This is a genomic window from Loigolactobacillus rennini DSM 20253, from assembly GCF_001436505.1.
Classification (GTDB): Bacteria; Bacillota; Bacilli; order Lactobacillales; family Lactobacillaceae; genus Loigolactobacillus; species Loigolactobacillus rennini.
Map to the genome: position 1 here is coordinate 44,400 of NZ_AYYI01000015.1, position 23,262 is coordinate 67,661.

Here is a 23,262-nt window from a genome sequence, read left to right on the forward strand (position 1 = left end):
TGTTACTACCAGTCTAAACTATTTCTCCCGTTCCAATCCCGTCACACTCTCCACATGCTGGGTCAGTGGGAACATATCCACTGGCTGGGTTTGGCTGGCTTTGTAGCCAAATTCTTGTAGCCGCGTAAGGTCGCGGGCTAATGTTGCTGGGTTGCAACTGACATAAACGATCCGTTTTGGCTGCATTTTGCCCACGGTATCGATAAAGGAGCTGGCTAAGCCTTTACGTGGTGGATCGACTACTAAAGCATCGGCTTTAATCCCGGCTGCTTGCCATTTTGGTAAGATGTCTTCAGCCAAGCCTTGTTCAAACTTCACGTTGTGGATGCCGTTATGCTTGGCATTCCGTTTAGCGTCAGCAACCGCGGCTTCGGTCACTTCCATGCCGTAAACGTATTTAGCGTGCGGTGCCAATGACAAAGAAATGGTGCCAATGCCTGAATAAGCATCGATAACGGTCTCTTCGCCAGTCAGTTGGGCGGCGTCAATCGCGGTTTGGTACAGTTTTTCCGTTTGTACTGGGTTGACTTGGTAAAAGGACAAGGCAGAAATATCAAAGGTGTGGCCGAGAATTTGGTCGTGAATGTAAGATTTGCCGTATAATTTTTTCACGGTTTTGCCTAAAATCACATTAGTTGCTTTTGGTACCACGCTTTGCATGATGCTGACAACTTCTGGCAACTGGCTTAAAATGTTTAAAATCAGCTTCTGCGCTTGGGGAATTTCTTTGGTGCGGGTGATTAAGACAATCATCATTTCGTGGCTAAAGTGGCCCCGCCGCACCATGATGTGGCGGATCACGCCGCGGTTACGATTTTCATCATAGGCTGGAATGTTGTACTGGCGTAACAGGTCGCGCACCACCACTACCGCGTGATCAATTGCGGGGTCTTGGATATAGAAATCTTCTAGTGGCAATAATTGGTGGCTGTGGCGCCGGTAAAAGCCAGTTTCTAGTTGACCTTTCACTTGACGAACCGGGATTTGCGCTTTATTCCGGTAACCGCGAGGATCGTCCATTCCAATTGTCGGCAGCACGTCAATGTCCAAATGATTTTTTTGGTAAACGTTGCGCAATTGTTGCTGTTTAAATTTCAATTGTGCTGAATAGCTTAGGTGTCCTAATGGCGCAATGCCAGCTTGCATGTATACTTTATCAGGTAATTTAACGCGATCAGGACTGTCATTAAAGCGTTGCAATACCCGAGCGTAACCAAAATTTTTACCCACTTTGGTGACTTGCAGCTTCACTTTTTCACTAGGCAATGCGTTAGCCACAAACAACGGATAGTCCGCTACTTTTGCGACGCCTAAGCCTTCATACGTCAGGTCAACGATGGTGGCTGTCACGGTTTCATTCTTAGTTACTGGTGCTTTAAATTTCATTTTGTTCTCCTTTAATGTTGCAATTCTGTTTGATTAAGTAATTGCAACTTGCAAATAACCACAAACGGTGAACGACCCACTGCGAATCGTTCACCGTTTTCGGTTTTTTAATCTGTTACTTTCGGCTTTGCTGGTGTTTGCGGCAGGCCAGCAGTGCGCTCTGCTGCGGTAGCACTTTTTGGCAGCGCAGCGACATCAGCATAAATTTCGATGTGCTGCTTCAAATTGGTGAAAGTCATCGGCGCAGTGCCGCCATATTCACCATCCAAATTAATTTTCATTTTTGTGCCATTCTCAGTTTTTGCGATGAGTCGGTGAGTTTTCGTGTAAATAATCCGTTTATCGTTTAAGTGTTTACCGTTTAAAGCTAACGCAATTAAACGAATCAATTCCGCTAAATTAGAGGTTTTAACAATAATTAGTGAAAAACGACCATCGCCTAGGGTAACATCTGGTGCAACCTTTTCGAAACCGCCGATGGAATTGGTCAGACCCAATAAAAACATGGAGGCTTCACCGTCAAATTCGCCATCATCATAAATTAAGTGCATCGGTACCGGCTTAATTTGCGGCAACATTTTGGCTCCTTCAACCAAATAAGCCAAGTAGCCAAAAATTGATTTAGTTTCCGAGGGCACGCCATAAGTTAATTCGGTTAAAAATCCGCCACCGGCGATGTTCATAAAATATTTATCATCCGCTTGGCCGATATCCATTTTAATGGTCCGGCGCTTCAGCACAACTTTGGCAGCTGCAACCGGATCATCCCGGGGAATTTTTAACGCCCGCGCGTAGTCATTGGTAGTGCCAGCTGGGATAATCGCCATCTTCGGGCGTTTTTTCAGCCCCGCCAAACCATTGACCACTTGGTTGATAGTGCCATCTCCACCTGCCGCGACAACTAGATCAAATCCGGCTTTAGCAGCTCGGGTAGCTTCATTTTGGGCAGAAAGCGGCTCAGCGGTAGTGGCATACGCACTGGTTTCGTAACCCGCCTGTTCAAAAATGCCTAAGATATCGATCATGTTCGGCTTTAAACTTTCATGACCGGACACTGGATTATAAATCACACGCGCTCGCTGCTGCATGGCGCAACCTTCTTTCTCTACCGTTGTTTCAATTCTTGCATCAATAGCTTGTTAGCCACTTTCGGGTTTGCTTGACCGCGGGTTTGCTTCATGATCTGGCCAACTAAGTAACCCACTGCACGGTCTTTACCATTTTTAAAGTCTGTAATTGACTTCTCATTATTATCCAATATTTCAGTGATGATTGGCAATAATTTTGCAGGATCGGACAATTGAACTAAGCCTTTTGCTTCAACCCATTGCTTAGGTTCAGTTCCATTACTAATGGTTTCTTTAAAGACTTTCTTGGCAATTTTCGATGAAATTGTTTCATCAGTAATTAATTTAATCATGGTTGCCAAATGTTCCGGCGTTAATTTTGTAGCCGTTAAATCCATTTTCTGCGCGTTTAAATAAGCATTAACTTCACCTTGTAGCCAGTTAGCGGCTAATTTAGGATCTGCACCGGCTTTAACTGTCGCTTCAAAAAAGTTGGCCATTTCCAGACTTTGGGTCAACACCGCTGCATCTGCTTTACTTAAACCTAGCTCGTTAACGTAACGCTGGCGCCGCTTTGCTGGCATTTCTGGAATCGACTGGCGAACCTTTTCGATCCAATCATCACTGATGTGCAAAGGTGGAATATCCGGCTCTGGGAAGTAACGGTAGTCGTCAGAGCCTTCCTTGACCCGCTGTAACACCGTTTTACCCGTATTTTCATCGTAGCCACGAGTTTCTGGGCGGACAACCCCACCGGACAGCAAAATCTGCGCTTGCCGTTTTTCTTCATAGGCTAAGCCTTTACGCAAAAAGTTAAAAGAGTTGATGTTCTTCAATTCAGATTTTACACCAAATTCTTTTTTCCCTGCTGGCCGAATTGAAATATTAGCGTCAACCCGCAAAGAACCTTCTTCCATTTTAACATCGGAAACTCCGCTGAACTGAATCACTTGGCGCAAAGTTTCCAAATATTGGTAAGCTTCTTCTGGCGAAGCCATGTCTGGTTTAGAAACAATTTCAATCAAAGGCGTCCCCTGCCGGTTTAAGTCAACATAAGAGTATTGCCCACGGTGGGTATTTTTCCCAGCGTCTTCTTCTAAATGCAATTCTTCAATGCCAATTTTCTTCATACTACCATCAGCGCCTTCGACTTCAACCCAGCCATCATGACCGATGGGTTGTTCGAATTGGGTGATTTGGTAAGCCTTTGGGTTATCTGGATAAAAGTAGTTTTTCCGGTCAAAGTGGTTTTCTTTGGCAATCGTTGCATTCAAAGCTAATGCTGCCCGCATGCCGAATTCAACTGCGCCTTTATTGACGCTCGGTAAAACACCGGGATAACCCCAATCGATCACGTTGGTGTTCAAGTTAGGGGTATCACCGAATTCATTCGCCGATGGACTAAACATTTTCGATTTGGTTTTTAATTCCACGTGGACTTCAAGTCCAATTGTCGTTTCAAAATTCACGAGTTATTTGCCCCCTAACGTTGGTGTTTGTTGGTGAAAGTCGGTCGCTTGTTCAAAGGCATAACCTGCTTGGTACAGCGTTGCTTCAGCAAATGGCTTACCAATCAGTTGCATCCCAATCGGCAAACCGGAAGCAAAGCCAGCTGGCAGTGATAAGCCTGGTAAGCCAGCCATATTGACTGGCACACTCAAAACATCGCCAGCATACATGGTTAATGGATCGTCACTATCTTCGCCAATGCCATACGCCGTAGTCGGTGCCACTGGTCCTAAAATTAAGTCATGATCTTTAAAAATATTAGTGAAATCTTGCTGCATCAAAGTTCGTACTTGCGTTGCCTTTTTAAAGTAAGCATCATAATAACCAGCGGATAGCGAGTACATGCCTAACATAATCCGCCGTTTGACTTCTGGACCAAAGCCTTCTGTTCGGGATCTAACGTAAACATCATTTAAGTTACGCGCATCTTTTGAACGCACGCCGTAACGAATACCGTCAAAACGCTGTAAGTTAGAGGATGCTTCGGAACTAGAAATAATGTAGTAAGCTGCGACACCATATTTACTGTGCGGTAAAGAAACCTCATCCACTGTAGCACCTAATTCACGGTATTTATCCGCAGCTGCTAAAATGGCTTGCTTAACTTCTTTTTGCACCCCTGCTCCTAAATATTCTTTAGGTAAGCCAATCCGCATGCCTTTAACACCAGCCGTTAAGTTAGCGGTGAAATCAGCTGGGTAGCCATCGACAGAAGTGCCATCGTGTTCATCTTTGCCCACTAAAATGTTCAGTAACGCAGCATTATCTTTAATGTTGCGGGCAAACGGACCGATTTGATCCAAACTAGAACCAAAGGCAATCAGGCCCCAGCGAGAAATCCGCCCGTAGGTTGGTTTCATCCCGACAACACCGGTAAAGGACGCCGGTTGGCGAATAGAACCACCAGTATCAGACCCTAAAGCAAATGGCACCATACCAGCGGCAACTGCTGCTGCGGAACCACCAGATGAACCACCGGGTACTTTAGTGGTATCCCAAGGGTTTTTAGTGATTTTAAAAGCAGAGTTTTCGGTGGAACCGCCCATGGCAAATTCATCCATGTTAGTTTTGCCGATAACTATCATATCATTAGCGTAAATCTTTTTCATGACGGTAGCATCATAAACAGGCGTGAAGTTAGCTAAAATTTTGCTAGCTGCAGTAGTACGCAGCCCTTTAGTCATAATGTTATCTTTAATGGCAATCGGAATCCCAGCTAACAAGTTGTCTGGGTCAATTCCCTCTTCATCCACCGCTTTAGCTGCTGCCAAAGCTTGCTCTTCATTTAAAGTTAAGAAAGCGCCAATTTGTTGGTCAGTTTCCTTTAATGCCGCTAAAGTCTGCTGCGTTAAGTCATAACTGGTGAGTTCTTTCGTCACCAACTGGTGATGGATGGTGGTTAAATCATTATCAAAGAAGTTCATTCGCCGTCATCCTCCCCTTTATTAAAAATAGCAGGTACTTTAATGAAGCCATCTTGTGTATCCGGTGCGTTATCCAGTAATGCTTGCCGTTCTTTTGGATCGGCCGGTGCAGGGTTATCCGCACGCAAAACATTGTCTAAATCACCCACATAATTCATAGGCGTCACATTTTTAGTATCAACCACTTGTAGTTGATTAAACATATCCGTAATTTCACTTAATTGGTCAGTAAATTGATTTAATTCTTGATCGTTAAAAGATAAACGGGCGAGGTTTGCAACGTGTTCGACTTGCTCTTTACTAATTGCCAATTCTCTTGCCTCTCTTTCATTTTAGTTACGCTATTATTCTACCATAAAGCCAGCAATAAGCGAGCTAGGTTTGTCAGTTTGATACTTCTAAAAATAATCATAGCAGGCTTATTGCTGAAATTAAACCACTGGTGAAAAATTACAACTACAAAACCTGCTTTTAAATGATAAACGCAATGGCAGGCTTGCACTTAAGTCAAGCCGCCATTGCGTTTAATTGGTCTTATCATTAAAAATTAACTTGATCAAACTGTAATTGCTCGGCAAGCCAGCTCAACGCAAGCTCAAACCAAGCCGCAGCTCGTTTTTCAATATCTTCCGGCCGATTATAACGTGCCGTTTCGACAGTTGCTAAGCACAAACCGTGTTTTCCTTTGGTAAATAAATGTAAATCTAACGGCACTTGATGCTGTGCCAGCGCTGTGGCGTAAGTTAAACTATTGATCACCGGTACCATGGCATCCGCAAATGTGTGCCAGATAAAAGTTGGCGGTGTCTGCGCACTGACTAATTTTTCTGCCTGCCAATAAGTGGCATCTGGACTAATCCGCTGAATGTCAGCCGGATCCTTAGGGAAACCTAGGTTCAAATCAATCACGGGATAGCCCAGTACTTGTGCTGCTGGCGAAATTTTTTGGGCATTAAAACCATGTGCTGCTAAATATTTGGGTTGCTGTCCCAGCGCATTCATTAAAGTCACCACATGGCCCCCTGACGAAAAGCCGATGGTTACGATTCGCTGTGGATCACCATGAAATTCGGCTGTATGTTGCTTAACCGCATGTAAAGCTGTCAGCCCTACATCAATGGCATTAGGGTAAATCGGGCCTTGGTCAAGTAGATTATAGTGCACAACTAATGTTTGGTAACCTTGCGCACTAAAAGCAAGCGCAATCGGTTCGCCTTCACGTTCCGTCATCTTAACAAAGCCACTACCAGGAAATATGATTGCGATGGGCCACTGGCGTTGATCATTTTCTTCTTTTAATGGTTCTTTTAAAAAATATTCTATTTTAAAGGCAAAGCCAGTTGGTGTCTTTAAAGTTAACGCCCCACAATTCATTGCCATTTCCTCCTTTTAAAGTTCGGTTTGGTTGCTAGACGCAAAACAAGTCCGCAGCCAACCTAGCGCAAGTTCAAACCAACTTGCTGCACGGGGCGCAATGTCTTCCGGATGGTTCGCCCGTGAACTGGCCAGATTGGCAAATGCTAAACCATGGACACCTTGACTATAAATGTGACTATCAAGATTAACGTGGTGCTGAGTTAAAGCTGTGATGTAAACAACGGTATTCAACACGGGAACTAATTCATCAGTAGCAGTGTGCCAAATAAATGTCGGTGGCGTCTGTGCTGTGACTAAATTTTGCGCTGCCCATAATTCCTGATCCGGGCTAATTTTTTCGGCCTGCTTTAAATCATTTGGAAATCCTAATCTTAGATCAATCACCGGGTAACAAAGTATTTGTGCCAAAGGCTGTAACTTTTGTTCGGTAAAGCCATGCTGCTTTAAAAATTCAGGTTGTTCGCCTAACGCGTTCATCACAGCCACCAAATGTCCCCCAGCAGAAAAACCGACCGTCACAATTTTAGTTGGATCGCCATGAAACATAGCGGCATTTTCCCGCAGATAATGCAAAACAGTTAATCCCATTACTGCGGCCGTGGGGTAAAACGGTGTGGTCACGGCCAAATGGTATCGTACTACCACAACTTGGTAGCCTTTAGCTAAGAAGGCTAACGCGGCTGGCTCAACTTCACGTTCTGAAATACCGGTGAAGCCGCCACCAGGAAAAATTACTGCAATTGGCCATTGCCGGCGATCAGGAAAGGCAGTAAATTGCCGTCGACTGTAAAGTCGAATTTTAAACGACGCACCTTCAGGTGTTTGTAACGTTATCTTTTCAAATTTCAACTGACTAAGCCTCCCAAACGCACGCAAGTCTTATTTCTTAACGTAAGTTTCTTTGATAGTCGCTGCAGTTAAACCAGTAACGTCTTTATTATGTCCTGGCGTAACTAAGCTGACCAAGTAACTGATAATAAATGCGGAAATAAAGGCAACACAAGCGACTAATAAGGAAGAAACATTGAGTGATTGCGCATAGAAAGATAGAGCTACACTAGCGACTAAACCAACTAATACGCCAACCGTATTGGCCCGTTTAGTGAACATTCCAACCGCAAAAATACCAGCAATCGGCACACCAAACATTCCTGTAACGGATAAGAACAGGTTCCAAGTTTCAGAAGCATCTGCAATCAATAAGTAAATCGCAATCCCTAAGCCTAACAAACCAGTAATGATAATGATGATCCGCGCTAGTGTCACGTCTTTAACACCTTTTAACTTATCACTAAAGAACCGTTGCTTAAAGTCAGAAATCGCACATGATGAAATCGCATTCAAACTAGACGAAATTGTGGACTGGGCAGCTGCAAAGATAGCGGCAATCACTAACCCAGCAACTCCAGCAGGCATCCGCGTCACGATAAAGTACGGCACAACGGCACTGGTATTGAAACCAGCCGGCAAGGTGCCAACATGCTGATAGAAACTAAACAAAATTGTCCCCATTCCAAAGAACAGCGGAATGGTGATTAAAGCCAGGAACCCATTGGTGTATAATGACTCTTTTGCCTTTTTCATCGAACTTGTCGCTTGGTAGCGCTGAACAACATCTTGACTACCGGTATATTGGTATAACGTGTTGAAAATCTGCCCTGCTAAAATCAGTGGTACGAATTTCGACAGATCGCTAAAAGTAAAGTCAGCGCCAGAAATGAATTTCTGGTTAACGGCTGCATCGTGAACAACAGTACCTAAACCACCATCAATGTAGTAGATTCCTAAAATGCAGACTAACAAGGCGCCGCCTAGTAAAATAAAACCTTGGATCACGTCACTCCAGATGACCCCTTCTAAACCACCTAAGAAAGTATAAATAATACACAACCCGCCAACCACAATGGCAATTAGAATTGGATTAATATCAGATACAGCTGTAATTGCAATAATCGGCAAGTAAATCACAATTGCAACCCGGCCAATATGATACAAAATAAATAATAAACTACTAATTGCCCGCATTACTGGACCAAACCGTTCTTCTAAATATTCATAAGCCGTTGAAACATTTAATTTCCGGAAAAACGGCACGTAATATTTAACCAGTAAGGGAATAATTAAAAGAATGGAAAAAGACCCAATCGCATAAGCCCAATCTTGTAAAAAGGCCTGCTCTGGCGTTGACATAAACGTAATCGCACTTAAGGTTGTCGCATAAATACTAAAACCAGCAGCCCAAGAAGGCACGTTGCCGCCAGCTTTGAAAAAAGCTTCTGTATCTTTACTCGCCTTGCGGGTAAAGTAGGCCCCGACACCCAGCATTGCCAATAAATATAAAATCAATACCGCCCAATTTAAACCACCAAAACCAACTTTGTTCATGATTTCACCTCATCAATTTTTGTCCTGCTTTGTTTAATTTCAGAATGTTCTTTTTGTGCGCGTTGAATGAATAATTTCAAAACTAGCGGTGCAATTAACGTGGTGATCACTGTCACTACAATCATTGCTGTGTAGTGATTCTGATCGATTAAATGTGCGGATAAGGCCACGTTAGCCACAACTAACGCCATTTCACCACGTGATACCATCCCTGCGCCAACAATGTTCGCTTCATTTAAATTCAAACCGAATAAATGAGCGCCCAATGCACCACCAAATTGTTTGCCAATAATCGCAATAATAATTAATAAGCCAATGAATAACAGATCATGCTGCATACCTTTAAAGGTGATGTTCAAACCGATGCTGACAAAGAAAACGGGAATAAAAACCGCATAGCCAATCGGCTCAATTTTCAGGGCTAATTTTTCTTTAAAGCTAGTTTCCGAAATCGCTAACCCAGCAAAATAAGCCCCGAGCACATCGCTCATCCCTAAACTAACGGCCAACGCTGCAAAGCCAAAACACAAAATTAAAGCAGCGGTGGCAACATTTTCACTTGCGTTAAGCTTGTCAAAAAAGCGGAGAAAATAAGGAACAAACCATTTGCCTAAGACCAACATTAAAATAAAGAACAGGATTTTCGGCAATGCCAAGGCTCCGACAGACTGTGATTGGGCAGCAGCACCCGTGCCAAACAAGCTGACGCAAATGCCTAGTAAAATAACACACATAATGTCATCCGCTACCGCTGCGCCTAAAATAATGGCCCCTTCGCGGGTGTTCATGTGGTTCATTTCTTTTAAAACCTGAACCGTGATGCTAACCGACGTGGCGCTTAAAATCAGGCCGATAAACATCGCCGTTGCCCAAGAAAAGCCAAAGCCCCAAACACAAAGTGCAGCAGCACTTAATGTTGGTAAAATGACGCCTAATGTAGCAACCGTTAACGCTGGCTTCCAATAACGCATCAATAACCCTAAGTTACCTTCTAGCCCCGCGATAAACATCAAAACAATAACACCGATCTCCGCAAAATAATGGGTAAAACTAGTAGGTGTCAATAAATGCAACACGGCTGGCCCTGCAAGCACGCCCACCAGTAATTCGCCAATCACACTAGGAAAATTCAAGGTGTTGGATAAATGGGCCCCCAGTTTAGTCAACACTAAAATTAGAACCAGTTGTACTAAATAACTCATGATGACGCCTGCTGTTTGAGAACATCATTAACTAGCTTAATCTGCTGCGGTAGTTCTGCTGGTGCAATCGCATATTCCAAAAAAACAGGAATTTGCGGTGTTAATTGTTGCAGCAGTGACCGCCAGTCAGTGGTTCCGTCACCTAATAAAACTGTTTCTTTTTGCTTAATGTCTTTTAAATGGAAAACCGTAATAAAATTCTGTAACTGTTGAAAAGCAGCTTCTGGCTGCTGGTCAATCCAGTACCAGTTACCAGCATCAAAGGTATAAGCTAACGGCAATCGTTGTTGCCGGCACCAAGTTAAGTTTTGGTGCATGGTTGCTAAAGTACCATCCGCATTCGGTTGATTTTCAATGGTAACTTGAATGCCGCTTGCTTCAATCTGTTCTTTTAACGCTGTCACTACGGCTACATTTTTAGCCGCAGTAGTTAAGGTGCCAAAACTATACTTTAAAGCTTTAACGCCGCAGTCTCTAGCTAACGTTAAGTGTGCTGCTAAATTAGGGTTCACACCCGCTTCAGTAAACAAAGTGTCCGGTACGGAATAATAAAGTGTCCAATGTTGTTGCTGACACAAGGTCGCAATGTTGCTTAATTCTTGCTGTCGTGTTGCGGAATCAAAAAACTCACCGCGGACTTCGACAGCGTTGATATCCGTGCCGACTAATTTTTGTAAACAAGTTAATTGACTAGTGCCCTTTTGCAATTCAGATAAAAAAACTGCTGTGTTAATCGCAACTTGCACAGTAAAACCACCTTTCAAAAATTACAGACAAAAAAACCACTACTAAGAAAACGTAGGCTATGAGTCCAATGGTACCCAAAATGGGAACAGAACGGACTATAGCTACATTTTTAGTAGCGGTTGAATTTTTTGAAAGATTATTACGTCATAAATATAGCATATAAAATTCTGGTTGTAAACGCTTTATAAAAATTAATTAATCAAACCAGCTGCAGCACCATAAAGCTGTGCCTTGTCCGCAAGGGTAGCAACCTTTAACTGTGTCTGGCATAAATTAGGCGGTAAGATTGGCTTTAATTGTTGTTTAAGCAAGGTTAATAAAAAGTCGCCTTGCTGAGAAACCGCACCACCGATCAAAAGCACTTCTGGGTCAAAAAGTAGCATGATCTGTGCCAAACCAGCAGCTACCTGGGCCGCCCAAGCCTTAATCACGTTTAAATACGTGGTTTCGCCTTGACGAGCACGAGCAAAAGCTTCTGGTACACTGATTTTAAGCGGCTTTAACGTAGCTTCCAACGCTAAAGTTGAGGCCCGTTGTTCATAATTTGTCTGCGTTTTAACATCAAATAATGTGTACCCTAATGAGTTGGCCGTTGCGTGCGCACCATTAAGTAATTGGCTCTGATTCAGATACGCACCACCAATACCAGTTCCTAAAGCTACACAATAAACAGCGTCCGCTTTTTGCACACTTCCCGCCAGCTGCTCGCCTAGTAGCGCTGCATCCACATCATTAACCACGGAAACTGGTAGTTGCGTTTGCGCTTTTAATGCAGCTTTAATCGGTGTCCCTTGATAGTCGGCAATGGTGGGGCCGGCATACTGAATCCCACCATCTGCACCCACAATGCCTGCTGTACTGACACCAATGCCAGCTAATTCATGATTTTGCTGATAATTAGCACTTAACCGTTTTAATTGGGCTAAAATGTGGCCATTATGGTTATGTTCCGTAGAACAACGCTGGCAATCGTGTAACTTTAAATCCTGACTCAATAACCCATATTTGATGGTTGTTCCGCCAACATCAAACACTAAATATTCTTTTGCCATGAAATTTCAACTCAATTCTTTTAAGTTTTAAACGACTTAAATGCGATGATTAAAACGCTAACATAATAGCATGGAATCATTTAAAGCGCAAAGAGTAAATTTTTTAAATTTAATTTAAGCTTATTATAGTCAGGTTGTTTACATCAAACGAAAATTATTACCGAAAATAAAACTTGAAATATATTTTTTCGCAACGTATGCTACAAGGTGTAAGCGGTTGAATTATTGAGATGATTATTACAAAATTCATTTTAAACTAAGGGGCTAAAATCATGAAAAAATTGTATTCTGCTTTAATGACGGCATTTAACGAAGATGGTACCGTCAATTCACAAGGCATTCGCGAAATGGTCCGTTATAATATTGACGTTAACCACATCGATGGCTTGTACGTCGGTGGTAGTACTGGTGAAGCTTTCATGTTAAGTACAGAAGAAAAGAAATTGATCTTTAAGACAGCTTTTGATGAAGCTAACGGCGCCATTGATTTAATCGCACAAGTTGGTTCCTTGAACTTATTAGAAGCTAAAGCATTGGCAAAATACGTCACCGATTTGGGCTACAAGAAAATTTCTGCCGTAACACCTTTTTATTACAACTTTAAATTTGATGAAATCAAACATTACTATGATGAAATTGTTAAAGATGTCGATAACAAATTGATCATCTACTCCATTCCAGCATTAACTGGTGTGGCACTAACCACGGATCAATTTGCTGAATTATTTGAAAATCCAAAAATTATTGGGATCAAATACACCAACGCTGACTTTTACTTATTAGAACGTGTCCGTAATCGGTTCCCAGATAAATTAATTCTGTCTGGCTTCGATGAAATGTTATTACCTGCTTTAGCATTAAATGTTGACGGTGCGATCGGTTCCACTTATAATTTAAATGCTAAACGGGCAAAGGCAGAAATGAACGCTTTTGAAGCTGGCGACATCGCTAAAGCACGGCAGTTGCAAAAAGATAGCAATGATTTAATCACCGCTTTAATTCAAAATGACATTTACCCAAGCTTGAAATTAGTCATGGAAGAAATGGGCATCCACGCCGGTTACACCAAAGAACCAATGAGCCACCCAACACCAGAAATGAAAGCTGGCGCCAAAGAGATTTACCAAAAATATTTAAAATAGGATTTTGAAATCAGGGAAAGAGAATTCGTATGGGACAAAACACTTTTTTAGAAACCGTTAAGGGAAAATTAATCGTTTCTTGTCAAGCTTTAAAAGACGAACCACTACACAGTTCCTTTATCATGTCACGGATGGCATTGGCCGCAAAACAAGCGGGGGCAGCAGCTATTCGTGCCAACTCCGTAGTGGACATTCAGGCAATTCAAGATGAAGTACACTTACCCATGATTGGCTTGAACAAAGTGGACTATGCAGATTCACCGGTCTACATCACGCCAACTATCAAAGAAATGCGCGCCGTCGCTGCCACTGGCGCTGAAGTGGTCGCTTGTGCGGTTACCGGACAGCCACGGCCACATGGCGAAAAACTAAGTGACATTGTTGCGCAAATGCGGCAAGAATTTCCAGACACGTTATTGATGGCTGACACTGCAACCTTAGCCGATGTTAAACAGGCAGACCAACTGGGCTTTGACATCATTGGCACCACGATGCACGGTTATACCCCAGAAACAGAAGGCCAAAACTTGGCCACTAATGACTTTGCCTATTTGAAAGAAGTTTTAAAAACTGCACAGCATCCGGTGATTGCAGAAGGCAAAGTGGATACACCAGAAAAATTAAAACGGTGCTTAGCACTTGGCTGTCACGCAGTGGTTGTAGGTGGCGCCATCACTCGGCCGTTACAAATTGCACAAAAATTCATTCATGCGATTGAAGCTTAAAAAGCAGTGGTACGCTTGAACTCCCGTCTTTGAGATGGGAGTTATTTTTTACCCCATAATAAAAAATAGCGGATCAGCCGTTCAAGCTGATTCGCTATTTTTGCCAAATGCTTAGTAACTACCAAAAACATGACTATAGAAACTCTTTTCGCCAGCTTCACGAGCCACAAAGGCTTGCGTACCTTCTGTTGAACTAACGGTGATTTCAATAGCAACATTATTTGGTAAATATTTGTTTGCCGCAGTGACTAAATATTGGGTGAAACTTCTGATTTCCGTCTCACTATAAAATTGCGTGTTAATGGAAATGTTCATCCCTGATAAATTACCGTCTTTATAATGCGATTGTGCCGTTACCCCTGATAAATTTGGGAAGAATGATTGTACTTGCGACTTAAAGTTATTAAAGGCTTCAGCGTCACTTGAATTCCCCGACTTTGCATCACCAACAGTTGGTAAAACGTAATTTGCTTGATCAACATCATGCCATTCACTGATGGTCTTGCCACCATCTTTACTAATGCCATAAGCAAAGAACGTGCCGCCGACTAAACTATCGTTAGTGGCCTGTTCATATAAGGCAATGACAATTGGTACATCGCCAACACCTTCAGTTTTTCGCATCCGAGAAACGACTTTATTTCCCATCGCTTTGCCTTCACTAACCATTTTCTCGTGGGGAATTTTAGTTTGATAAGTGGCGCCGTATTCTTTTTTCTGGTAGTAATCAATTTTATTCATTGCAAGACCAATGGTCATACCGCCAAGTTTTAATTTATTGCCACTTTGCGTCATGTAATCCTGTTCTTCAAGAGCTTGCAAATAGTTAGGATTGCGCTTATTAGCGTCTTTTTCCCCATTGTCTTTAGGATTTAACCCACTGGGATTTTTTTTAGACGCACGAGCTAACCATTTCTGAGCAGTAGCCTTTTTAATGTATTGGCCCTCTTGAAAAATGTATTTATCCGTCGCAAATTGCTTTTGTGAAATGGACTGTAACCCATTTTCAAAACTCTTCAAATTATAACCATTAGTATTTTGGTCTTTAGTCACACCACGAGCTTTACTGGTTAAATATTTGCCGTTTTGAATAACACCTTGATAATTACTATCTGAAGTCTGTCCCGTTGTCTGGATTCCGGAGTTTGTCGTGCTAGTTGTCCCGCCAGAATCACCAGACGATCCTAACCGGCCACAAGCTGTCAGTAGCCAAACACTGAGTATTAAAGCTGTAATTGTGCCAAATCGTTTCACGATTTTGCCTCCTTTAAATGATCCTCCAGTGTTGCTTCATCCCAGATGGTCACCCCTAATGACTGTGCCCGGGTGTACTTACTTCCAGGATCAGCGCCTGCGATGACCAGGTTAGTTTTTTTGGAAACACTACTGGTCACTTTTGCACCTAAATCTTCCAAGGTAGTGGTTAAATCAGCCCGTTTATGGTGTGCTAACGTCCCAGTCAACACGATTGTTTTACCAGAAAAAACAGATGTTTGAACCTGTTCTGGACGTGGCCCTAGGTACCGCATATTAACGCCAGCTGCGGCTAATTGCTTAATCAATTGCACGACTTCAGGTTTATCTAAATAAGTCCGTACACTATTAGCAATAATTTCACCAGAAGTCGTAATTTGTTCAATATCTGCCGCCGAACTAGCCTGCAAGCTTGCCATATCACCAAAATGCTCCGCTAACGAGCGGGCCATTTTAGCACCTACGTGACGAATTCCTAGCCCGGTCAATAACCGTTCTAACGAATTAGCTTTGCTGGCATCAATGGCCTGCAGTAAATTATTTGCCGATTTTTCCTTAAATTTATCTAATTGTACCAAATCAGCATAAGAAAGTTGGTATAAATCAGCCACATCGGCAACTAACTTGCGGTCAAACAACTGCTGAACGATTTGTGGCCCTAAACCATCGATATTCATGGCATTCCGCGAAGCAAAGTGCGTTAATTGTTCCTTAATCTGAGCTGGACATTTAGGATTAATGCACCGCAATGCCACCTCATCTTCTAAATGCACTAACGGCGAGCTGCAAGACGGACATTTGGTGGGCAAAGCGTAGGGTTGACTGTCTTTAGGCCGTTTTTTAGTTATCACGGTCGAAACTTCCGGAATAATGTCACCCGCTTTATGCACCATTACCGTATCATTAACCCGAATGTCTTTTTGCTGGATTAAATCACCATTATGCAACGTTGCCCGGGAAACCGTCGTCCCCGCTAAACGCACAGGGTCCATGACGGCAGTTGGCGTAACGACACCAGTACGGCCCACTGTCCACTCAATTTCGTGAATGACCGTTTGGGCTTCCTCCGGCGGAAATTTATAGGCAATTTCCCAGCGTGGGACTTTAACAGTATTGCCAAGCTGGGCCTGTAAAGCCAACGAATTCACTTTTAGCACAATCCCATCAATATCATAATCCAATTGATCGCGCTGAGCTTGGTATGTTTCAATGTAGCTTTGAACATCAGGCATTGAATGACAGACTTTTGCAGTCGGATTAACGGTAAAACCAAGTTCAGCCAAGCGTTTTAACGCCTGCGATTGGGTGCTGACGTTTAATTGTGCATAATCTGTCAATGTATAAATCCAAGTCGATAAATTGCGTGCGGCTGTCACACGTGGGTTCAGTTGACGCAAGCTACCTGCGGCAGCATTACGCGGATTCGCAAAGGCGTCCTGCCCTTCGGCTTCCCGGCGTTGATTTAATTTAGCAAATGAGACTTTGGGCATATAACACTCACCGCGCACTTCAATGGACAGTGGCTCTTTCAACCGGCGTGGGATTGATTTGACAGTTTTAAGATTTTGCGTAATATCTTCACCGATTGTCCCATTACCGCGCGTTGCGCCGCGAACAAAAATACCATTTTCGTACACTAAAGAAATGGCTAGCCCATCGATTTTTAATTCAACGTTATAGTCAAAATCAGTCGTCACATTTTTACGTAACCGCTGGTCAAAATCCGCTAATTCTTCAAAGGAAAAAACATCCCCCATGGATAACATTGGTTGCGCATGGGTTACTTTGGTAAAACCAGGCAATACCTGGCCCCCAACCTGCTGCGTGGGTGAATCAGAAGTTATAATTTCAGGAAATGCATGTTCTAAAGTTTGAAGGTCCCGGTATTTTTCATCGTAAACATGATCTTCAACCATAGGCTTGTCTGCTGTGTAATATGCCTGACTCCAGCGTTCCAATGTGGTTCTTAATTTTAAAGCAGCCGCACTTGCTTCTTGTTTTGAATACTGTTCAATTGGTTTTTCTAAAGCCATCGATTCCCCACTAGAAAAATCCAGCAGGTACACCTTCCTTCTTAAGTTAGTCCGTCACTTTAGTAATCGGTGCAAAAGCAGCCAATAGCCGTTTAATTCCCTGAGACTTAAAAGCAATGTCCAATTCAGCGTCAGTCCCTGTACCACTTACTTTAACGACAGTTCCTTCGCCCCATTTTTTATGTTGCACTTTATCGCCTGCTTGCCAATCTTTAGCTTCAGCACCAGTATTCGGCGTATTTGTGACGGCCTTGGCCCGCGTACCACGTGGTGATTGATAAGTGGTAGCTGTGGCTCGGGCGTGAATATTTTGTTGCCGGGCACGACTAAACGGTAAATTACGTTCAGATAAACTTCCTGCTGTGCCGTTTTCAAACGTCAACAATGAATCATCAATTTCATCGATGAAGCGAGACGCTGGATTACTTTGGGTTCGACCATAGAGCATCCGGGAGTAAGCATTAGTTAAATAAAGCTTCTTCTTTGCCCGTGTAATACCAACGTAGGCTAAACGACGTTCTTCCTCTAGTTCATTGTCCTCTAACAACGCACGTGATAGCGGGAAAATGCCTTCTTCCATGCCCATCATAAAGACCACTGGAAATTCCAACCCTTTAGCAGCGTGTAACGTCATTAACGTCACTTCGCTATTTTCTTCATCAATATCATCTTGAGCAGAAACCAAGGCTAAGTCCGTTAAGAAATCAACAAAGCGATCGCTATCTTCATCTTCACTGTCGTCATAACCATCATCAAATTCTTTGGTCACAGACAAAAATTCTTGAATGTTTTCTAGACGACTTTGTGCTTCTAAGGTCTTTTCTTGTTTTAGTACTTTAAGGTAGCCTGTTTCAGTTAACATTTGGTTGGTTAATTCGGTTACGTCCCACTGCGCACGATTTTCACGCAATTTCGTCATCACAGCAGCGAATTCTTTCAATTTTTTCCGTGCCCGAGTGGCGATGCCAGAAGCTAAATCAACGTTTTGCGCCGCTTCTAGCAATGACCATTGGTGGTAATCCGCAAAGCTGCGCAATTTATCCTGGGTGCCAGCGCCAATGCCCCGTTTAGGACTATTGACGATCCGCTCAAAATCAATCGAGTCTTCTGGGTTGACGATTACCCGCAAATAAGCCAAAACGTCTTTGATTTCTTTCCGATCATAGAATTTATGGCCACCCACCATTTTGTAAGGAATGTTAGCTTTCACTAAATTTTCTTCAATGGTCCGTGACTGTGCGTTCGTCCGGTAAAGCACCGCTAAGTCACCGTAATCAAAGCCGTTTTCCTTGATTTCTGCTTGCATTTTGCTGACCACAAACCGGGCTTCATCATTTTCATTTTGACCGCGGTAATAAGAAATCTTATCCCCAGTATCATTTTCTGTCCATAATTTTTTAGGCTTCCGGTAAACATTATTATTGATCACCGCGTTAGCCGCCTTTAAAATTGTTTTAGTCGAGCGGTAATTTTGTTCCAACATCACAGTCTTAGCTTCAGGATAATCTTTTTCAAAATTCATAATGTTGCTGATATCAGCCCCGCGCCAACCATAAATACTCTGATCAGCATCTCCAACCACACAAAGATTGTGTGATTTTTGTGCTAACATGTTGACCAATGTATACTGTGCCGCATTAGTATCCTGGTATTCATCAACATGAATGTACTGAAATTTCTTTTGATAATAAGCTAGTGTTTCCGGTGATTTACGGAAAAGCTTAATCGTCAGCATAATTAAATCATCAAAATCCAGCGCTTGATTGGCTTCTAATTCATTTTGGTAAGGCGCATAACACTGAGCAACAATTTGTTCAAAAGGTGATTTTGCTGCAGCATCATAGTCTTTAGGTGTCTGTAATTGGTTTTTAGCATTCGAAATCGCCCCTAACACAGAACGGGGCGTATACTTTTTAGGATCGATGTTTTGCTGCACTAAAATCCGACGCATTAAAACTGTTTGCTCGCCGGGATCCGCAATGGTAAATGAGCGGGTATAGCCTTCTAACTGTTCAATATCCCGGCGCAAAATCCGGACGCACAACGCATGAAACGTCGACACCCAAACTGCAGTTGCACGTTCATTTAAAAGGTTTGTCACCCGTTCACGCATTTCCCGCGCAGCTTTATTCGTAAACGTAATCGCTAAAATGTGCCAAGGCGCCACGTTTAGCGCCTCAATTAAATAAGCAATCCGCTGCGTTACCACCCGGGTTTTACCAGAACCGGCACCGGCCATAATCAGTAATGGCCCTTCTGTCTGCTGCACTGCCTCTTGTTGTTTATCATTCATGTCCGTTAGCAAACTAGTTGTGGCCATAACTTAGTCAATCCTCTCTGTAACACTTATCAAATCATTATCAATCTCGTTATCAATGGTAACGTGTCAAATTAGCTAGCTACTAACTCGACACGAGCATCATTCAATTCAACATTATAACAAAAATTGGCTTAAACTTCTTTAAAGAATGCAAAAAAGCCGAACATCAATTCGGTTAACAGCATGTGCCCCAGAAGTTAATTTCTTCTGGGGCACATAAACAACACTTATCACATTAAGCTAGCCCGACCCGTTTAAAGATTTCATCAACATGGCGTAAATGCCACCGATAATCAAACGCATCATCTAAATCCGCTGAACTTAAAACAGTGGTGATTTTTGAATCTGCCTCTAACAGCGGCCGGAATGCTTTCCGCTGATCCCAAGCAATGGCCGTCTTAGGTTGTACTAAATCATAAGCAGCTTCTCGGCTCATCCCTTTTTCAATCAACTTTAGCATGACCCGTTGACTGTAAATTAACCCATAGGTCACATTTAAATCAGCTTTCATCTTATCCGGGAACACTGTTAGCGTCTCAAGGATATGCGTAAACCGATGTAATAAATAATCCAACAATGTCGTCGTATCCGGAATAATAATTCGCTCAGCAGAGCTGTGGGAAATATCCCGATCATGCCAAAGCGGCACATCTTCGTAAGCGGTCAACATGTGACCACGTAACACTCGGGCTAGCCCAGTGACGTTTTCCGAGCCGATCGGGTTACGTTTATGCGGCATCGCTGATGACCCTTTTTGACCTGCAGCAAAGTACTCCTCCACTTCGTGAATTTCAGTTCGCTGTAACGAGCGGATTTCAGTTGCAAAACGTTCGATCGAAGTCGCAGTCAATGCCATCGCTGCAATGTATTCTGCATGTAAATCGCGGGGCAAAATTTGCGTTGAAATGTCTTGCGCCCGTAAACCTAAATGCTGTGTGACATATTTTTCTACAAACGGTGGGATGTTCGCAAATGTGCCCACCGCGCCACTAATTTTGCCGGCTTCAACGCCCTTTGCAGCATGGGTAAAGCGCTCTTGGTTCCGCTTCATTTCTGCATACCATTGTGCTAGCCGTAAGCCAAAAGTAGTCGGTTCAGCGTGTACACCATGAGTTCGCCCTATCATGACAGTGTCTTTATATTTTTTAGCCTGCTGTGCTAACACTTGTAAAATCTGTTCAAAATCTTGCTGAATCACCGCATTAGCTTGCTTCATTAAGTAACCAAAGGCTGTATCAACAACATCTGTTGACGTTAAACCATAGTGAACCCATTTTTTCTCAGGACCTAAGCTTTCCGATACATTGCGGGTAAAAGCCACCACATCGTGTTTAGTCTGTTTCTCCAGTTCTGCAATCCGTTGCGGATCAAAGGTAGCATTTTGCCGAATCTTTTCTGCATCCGCCTGTGGCACTTCACCTAGTTCCGCCCAAGCTTGGTCAACTAAAATTTCAACTTCCAACCAAGCTTGATACCGATTTTGATCTGTCCAAATCTGACCCATTTCTGGGCGTGTATAGCGTTTTAACATGATAAGCCTCACTTTGTCTTCTTAGGTGGTTGATTCCAAATTTCAGTGTCATAGATCTGTTCTAAAGTTTGCCGAATATTTTGCGTTAAAATTGTGATGTGCCCAGCCCGATCATTTTCACCCTGCGCATTATCCAAATAATAATAAAAATGCCAATCCGGTTTAATCAATACCTGAGTAAAAGTCTCCGAAATCAGCCGCTGCGGGATAGTCACTGACACTGCAGGACTGATCAATTTAATTTTAGGTAGTGGCCAGTGGCAAAGTGTGCGCAAATGTAATTCGTACTGCGAAATATTAGTTGCCTCATTAAAAATGTTACCTGAAGTGTGCGGGCCGGGAACTAGCCGTTTAACATAAAGCGTACCCGTTGCCGTCAAATAAAATTCAATGCCAAAGACACCAATATAATTTAACTGTTTGCCCACCAATTCAGCAATCCGCTGTACTTCAGCTAATACCGGCGGTTTTATCCGCGCCGGCACAATGGTTTCAAATAATTCATGTTTAACAAAAACATTTTCCACCACTGGCATGTAAGTCAGCTGTTTATCAGCATCTTTAGCCACCATAATGGTTAATTCACTTTCATAAGGTATCCATGATTCTAAAATATAAGTCCCTGAAGAAAGGTATTTTTCGCAACCGGCTATGTCAGCTTCATTATACAGTACCCGCTGAAATTGTTGGCCGTAACTTTTTTGAATTGGCTTTAACACACAAGGATAACCAATCGCATTGACCGCATCATAAATGTCATTAATATCAACAATCGTTGCGTAAGGCGCAATGTTCAAATTATGACTTTCAAAAAAGACTTTTTCCAATTGCCGATCTTGGGTAATCGCTAAAATATCCGTCCCTTGCGGCAAATTAACCGTATTGAGCTGGTCTAAAGCACTGGCATCAATGTTTTCGTATTGATACGCAATGGGATTACAAAATTGCGCCAATTTTTGTAAATTGGTGACAGAATTTATATCACCCATTTCAGTAAAATCTGCAATGCCAGCAGCGGGGCTGTCTAAAGTGTCCGTTAAAATGCCCACACGAAACCCATATTTTTTTGCAGTTAAGGCCAACATTTTACTATTAGCGTCACCGCCAATGATCCCAATCATACTATCTGGATAAATTACTGCGGTCACTTTTCTCACAACCTTTATTGACATCTGCTTAAAACCGCTTTTATCGTAGCATTAGGTGTATGATAACGTCAAAATGGCGTTAAACGTATTCCTATTACCATTAAAGCATGCTTATGTAAACTTGAAAAAGAATTAGCTCATTAAATTAGGCAATAAAAAAGCAACTGCTGATTTGACTGGGCAATAGTTAAAGAAAAGGCGCTGCACCAAGGCCGTTTACCAGCAGTGCTGTCATCATTTTACCGTGTTTTTTTATTTATCAGCCGCCACGTGATTATCAGAATCATCAGTAAAAACCACTTGCCCATTTTCAAACGCAGCAATTTTAGCTAAAGATTCCAAGCGAATGTGCTTTTCTTTCAACAGTTGGTGCCCCCGCTGGAAAGTTTTTTCAATGGCAATTCCCACACCAACAATTTCTGCCTGCGCTTGTTGGCAAACTTCAATTAATCCAGCAACAGCTTGACCATTAGCTAAAAAGTCATCAATAATTAACACTTTATCTTGCGCCCCTAGAAATTTCTTTGAGATGGAAATTTTATTACTAACCTTTTTAGTGTAAGAGTAAACAGTCGCTGTATACAAATCATTCACTAAAGTTAAACTTTTGTGTTTGCGGGCAAAAACAACTGGCATCTGTAATTTTAAACCCGTCATTAAAGCGGGGGCAATTCCTGAAGATTCTACTGTTAAAACTTTGGTAATGCCATTATCACGAAATAAACGCGCAAACTCCTCACCCATAGTTAACATTAACTCAGGATCAACCTGGTGGTTTAAAAAGTTGTCTACCTTCAACACATTTCCGGGTAAAACTTGTCCATCATGCCGAATCCGTTCTTCAAGTAATTTCATGATCATTAACCTCCAAATTAATTTCGCCTGAATCAGACGCCCCAAAACCAAATTTAATGTTGCCCAACACATTAAGGCGATGTTTTTATGCCAGCTAGTTTAGCT

The 23,262-nt window shown here is 42.6% G+C and carries 19 protein-coding genes; 2 read left to right on the plus strand and 17 right to left on the minus strand.

Annotation, left to right across the window (positions count from 1 at the left end):
* Nucleotides 1-18: 18 nt before the first annotated feature.
* From rlmD to FC24_RS02385, 11 genes are all read right to left on the minus strand, one after another.
* Nucleotides 19-1,386, minus strand: a complete 1,368-nt coding sequence (gene rlmD, locus FC24_RS02335) for a 23S rRNA (uracil(1939)-C(5))-methyltransferase RlmD (protein ID WP_057873268.1) — start codon at nt 1,384-1,386, stop codon at nt 19-21.
* 107 nt (nt 1,387-1,493) lie between these two features.
* Entirely contained in the window at nt 1,494-2,474 is a 981-nt protein-coding gene (locus tag FC24_RS02340; RefSeq protein WP_057873269.1) for a diacylglycerol kinase, read from the minus strand.
* A gap of 17 nt (nt 2,475-2,491) precedes the next feature.
* On the minus strand, nt 2,492-3,922 hold the full coding sequence (gatB, locus tag FC24_RS02345; protein WP_057873270.1) for an Asp-tRNA(Asn)/Glu-tRNA(Gln) amidotransferase subunit GatB: 1,431 nt from the start codon (nt 3,920-3,922) through the stop codon (nt 2,492-2,494).
* 3 nt (nt 3,923-3,925) lie between these two features.
* On the minus strand, nt 3,926-5,386 hold the full coding sequence (gene gatA / locus FC24_RS02350; RefSeq protein WP_057873271.1) for an Asp-tRNA(Asn)/Glu-tRNA(Gln) amidotransferase subunit GatA: 1,461 nt from the start codon (nt 5,384-5,386) through the stop codon (nt 3,926-3,928).
* Complete coding sequence (gatC, locus tag FC24_RS02355) at nt 5,383-5,697, minus strand: Asp-tRNA(Asn)/Glu-tRNA(Gln) amidotransferase subunit GatC (RefSeq protein ID WP_057873272.1); 315 nt, start codon at nt 5,695-5,697, stop codon at nt 5,383-5,385. The genes gatA and gatC overlap by 4 nt, the downstream gene beginning before the upstream one ends.
* 229 nt (nt 5,698-5,926) lie before the next feature.
* The gene (locus FC24_RS02360) at nt 5,927-6,760 is read right to left on the minus strand and encodes an alpha/beta hydrolase (protein WP_057873273.1); all 834 of its coding nucleotides are present in this window, start codon (nt 6,758-6,760) and stop codon (nt 5,927-5,929) included.
* A gap of 15 nt (nt 6,761-6,775) precedes the next feature.
* On the minus strand, nt 6,776-7,612 hold the full coding sequence (locus FC24_RS02365) for an alpha/beta hydrolase (protein WP_057873274.1): 837 nt from the start codon (nt 7,610-7,612) through the stop codon (nt 6,776-6,778).
* A 30-nt stretch (nt 7,613-7,642) separates the two neighbouring features.
* Nucleotides 7,643-9,148 carry a sodium:solute symporter family protein gene (locus FC24_RS02370; protein ID WP_057873275.1) on the minus strand — a complete coding sequence of 502 codons (1,506 nt, stop codon included), beginning with the start codon at nt 9,146-9,148 and terminating at the stop codon, nt 7,643-7,645.
* A complete protein-coding gene (locus FC24_RS02375; RefSeq protein ID WP_057873276.1) occupies nt 9,145-10,350 on the minus strand; it encodes a cation:proton antiporter in 1,206 nt (401 codons plus the stop codon). The genes FC24_RS02370 and FC24_RS02375 overlap by 4 nt, the downstream gene beginning before the upstream one ends.
* Nucleotides 10,347-11,096, minus strand: coding sequence for a sugar phosphate isomerase/epimerase family protein (locus FC24_RS02380; RefSeq protein ID WP_057873277.1), 750 nt, complete (start codon nt 11,094-11,096; stop codon nt 10,347-10,349). Before FC24_RS02380 ends, FC24_RS02375 begins: the two co-directional genes overlap by 4 nt.
* A 192-nt stretch (nt 11,097-11,288) precedes the next feature.
* A complete protein-coding gene (locus FC24_RS02385; RefSeq protein WP_057873278.1) occupies nt 11,289-12,149 on the minus strand; it encodes an ROK family protein in 861 nt (286 codons plus the stop codon).
* Nucleotides 12,150-12,421: 272 nt separating this feature from the next.
* Between FC24_RS02385 and FC24_RS02390 the strand changes: the two genes are divergently transcribed.
* Together FC24_RS02390 and FC24_RS02395 are read left to right on the plus strand one after the other, a co-directional pair.
* Entirely contained in the window at nt 12,422-13,291 is an 870-nt protein-coding gene (locus FC24_RS02390; RefSeq protein ID WP_057873279.1) for an N-acetylneuraminate lyase, read from the plus strand.
* A gap of 29 nt (nt 13,292-13,320) precedes the next feature.
* Complete coding sequence (locus FC24_RS02395; protein ID WP_057873280.1) at nt 13,321-14,016, plus strand: N-acetylmannosamine-6-phosphate 2-epimerase; 696 nt, start codon at nt 13,321-13,323, stop codon at nt 14,014-14,016.
* 111 nt (nt 14,017-14,127) lie between these two features.
* Here FC24_RS02395 and FC24_RS02400 read toward each other — a convergent pair whose 3' ends face one another.
* The 6 genes from FC24_RS02400 to FC24_RS02425 form a co-directional block, all read right to left on the minus strand.
* The gene (locus FC24_RS02400) at nt 14,128-15,270 is read right to left on the minus strand and encodes a CamS family sex pheromone protein (protein WP_057873281.1); all 1,143 of its coding nucleotides are present in this window, start codon (nt 15,268-15,270) and stop codon (nt 14,128-14,130) included.
* Nucleotides 15,267-17,303, minus strand: a complete 2,037-nt coding sequence (gene ligA / locus FC24_RS02405; RefSeq protein WP_057873282.1) for an NAD-dependent DNA ligase LigA — start codon at nt 17,301-17,303, stop codon at nt 15,267-15,269. The genes FC24_RS02400 and ligA overlap by 4 nt, the downstream gene beginning before the upstream one ends.
* Before the next feature lie 46 nt (nt 17,304-17,349).
* Nucleotides 17,350-19,623, minus strand: coding sequence for a DNA helicase PcrA (pcrA, locus tag FC24_RS02410; protein WP_057873283.1), 2,274 nt, complete (start codon nt 19,621-19,623; stop codon nt 17,350-17,352).
* Between the two features lie 235 nt (nt 19,624-19,858).
* Entirely contained in the window at nt 19,859-21,154 is a 1,296-nt protein-coding gene (gene purB / locus FC24_RS02415) for an adenylosuccinate lyase (protein WP_057873284.1), read from the minus strand.
* Between the two features lie 8 nt (nt 21,155-21,162).
* Nucleotides 21,163-22,302 (minus strand): 5-(carboxyamino)imidazole ribonucleotide synthase, encoded by a 1,140-nt coding sequence (locus FC24_RS02420; protein ID WP_057873285.1) that lies wholly within the window; start codon nt 22,300-22,302, stop codon nt 21,163-21,165.
* 252 nt (nt 22,303-22,554) lie between these two features.
* On the minus strand, nt 22,555-23,157 hold the full coding sequence (locus FC24_RS02425; RefSeq protein ID WP_057873286.1) for a xanthine phosphoribosyltransferase: 603 nt from the start codon (nt 23,155-23,157) through the stop codon (nt 22,555-22,557).
* Nucleotides 23,158-23,262: the final 105 nt, after the last annotated feature.

Excerpts from the sequence above, each read along its gene's own strand:
- rlmD (WP_057873268.1), bottom strand. The coding sequence starts at position 1,386 with ATGAAATTTAAAGCACCAGTAACTAAGAATGAAACCGTGACAGCCACC.
- FC24_RS02340 (WP_057873269.1), bottom strand. The coding sequence starts at position 2,474 with ATGCAGCAGCGAGCGCGTGTGATTTATAATCCAGTGTCCGGTCATGAA.
- gatA (WP_057873271.1), bottom strand. The coding sequence starts at position 5,386 with ATGAACTTCTTTGATAATGATTTAACCACCATCCATCACCAGTTGGTG.
- FC24_RS02360 (WP_057873273.1), bottom strand. The coding sequence starts at position 6,760 with ATGAATTGTGGGGCGTTAACTTTAAAGACACCAACTGGCTTTGCCTTT.
- FC24_RS02370 (WP_057873275.1), bottom strand. The coding sequence starts at position 9,148 with ATGAACAAAGTTGGTTTTGGTGGTTTAAATTGGGCGGTATTGATTTTA.
- FC24_RS02375 (WP_057873276.1), bottom strand. The coding sequence starts at position 10,350 with ATGAGTTATTTAGTACAACTGGTTCTAATTTTAGTGTTGACTAAACTG.
- FC24_RS02385 (WP_057873278.1), bottom strand. The coding sequence starts at position 12,149 with ATGGCAAAAGAATATTTAGTGTTTGATGTTGGCGGAACAACCATCAAA.
- FC24_RS02390 (WP_057873279.1), top strand. The coding sequence starts at position 12,422 with ATGAAAAAATTGTATTCTGCTTTAATGACGGCATTTAACGAAGATGGT.
- FC24_RS02395 (WP_057873280.1), top strand. The coding sequence starts at position 13,321 with ATGGGACAAAACACTTTTTTAGAAACCGTTAAGGGAAAATTAATCGTT.
- ligA (WP_057873282.1), bottom strand. The coding sequence starts at position 17,303 with ATGGCTTTAGAAAAACCAATTGAACAGTATTCAAAACAAGAAGCAAGT.
- pcrA (WP_057873283.1), bottom strand. The coding sequence starts at position 19,623 with ATGGCCACAACTAGTTTGCTAACGGACATGAATGATAAACAACAAGAG.
- purB (WP_057873284.1), bottom strand. The coding sequence starts at position 21,154 with ATGTTAAAACGCTATACACGCCCAGAAATGGGTCAGATTTGGACAGAT.
- FC24_RS02425 (WP_057873286.1), bottom strand. The coding sequence starts at position 23,157 with ATGAAATTACTTGAAGAACGGATTCGGCATGATGGACAAGTTTTACCC.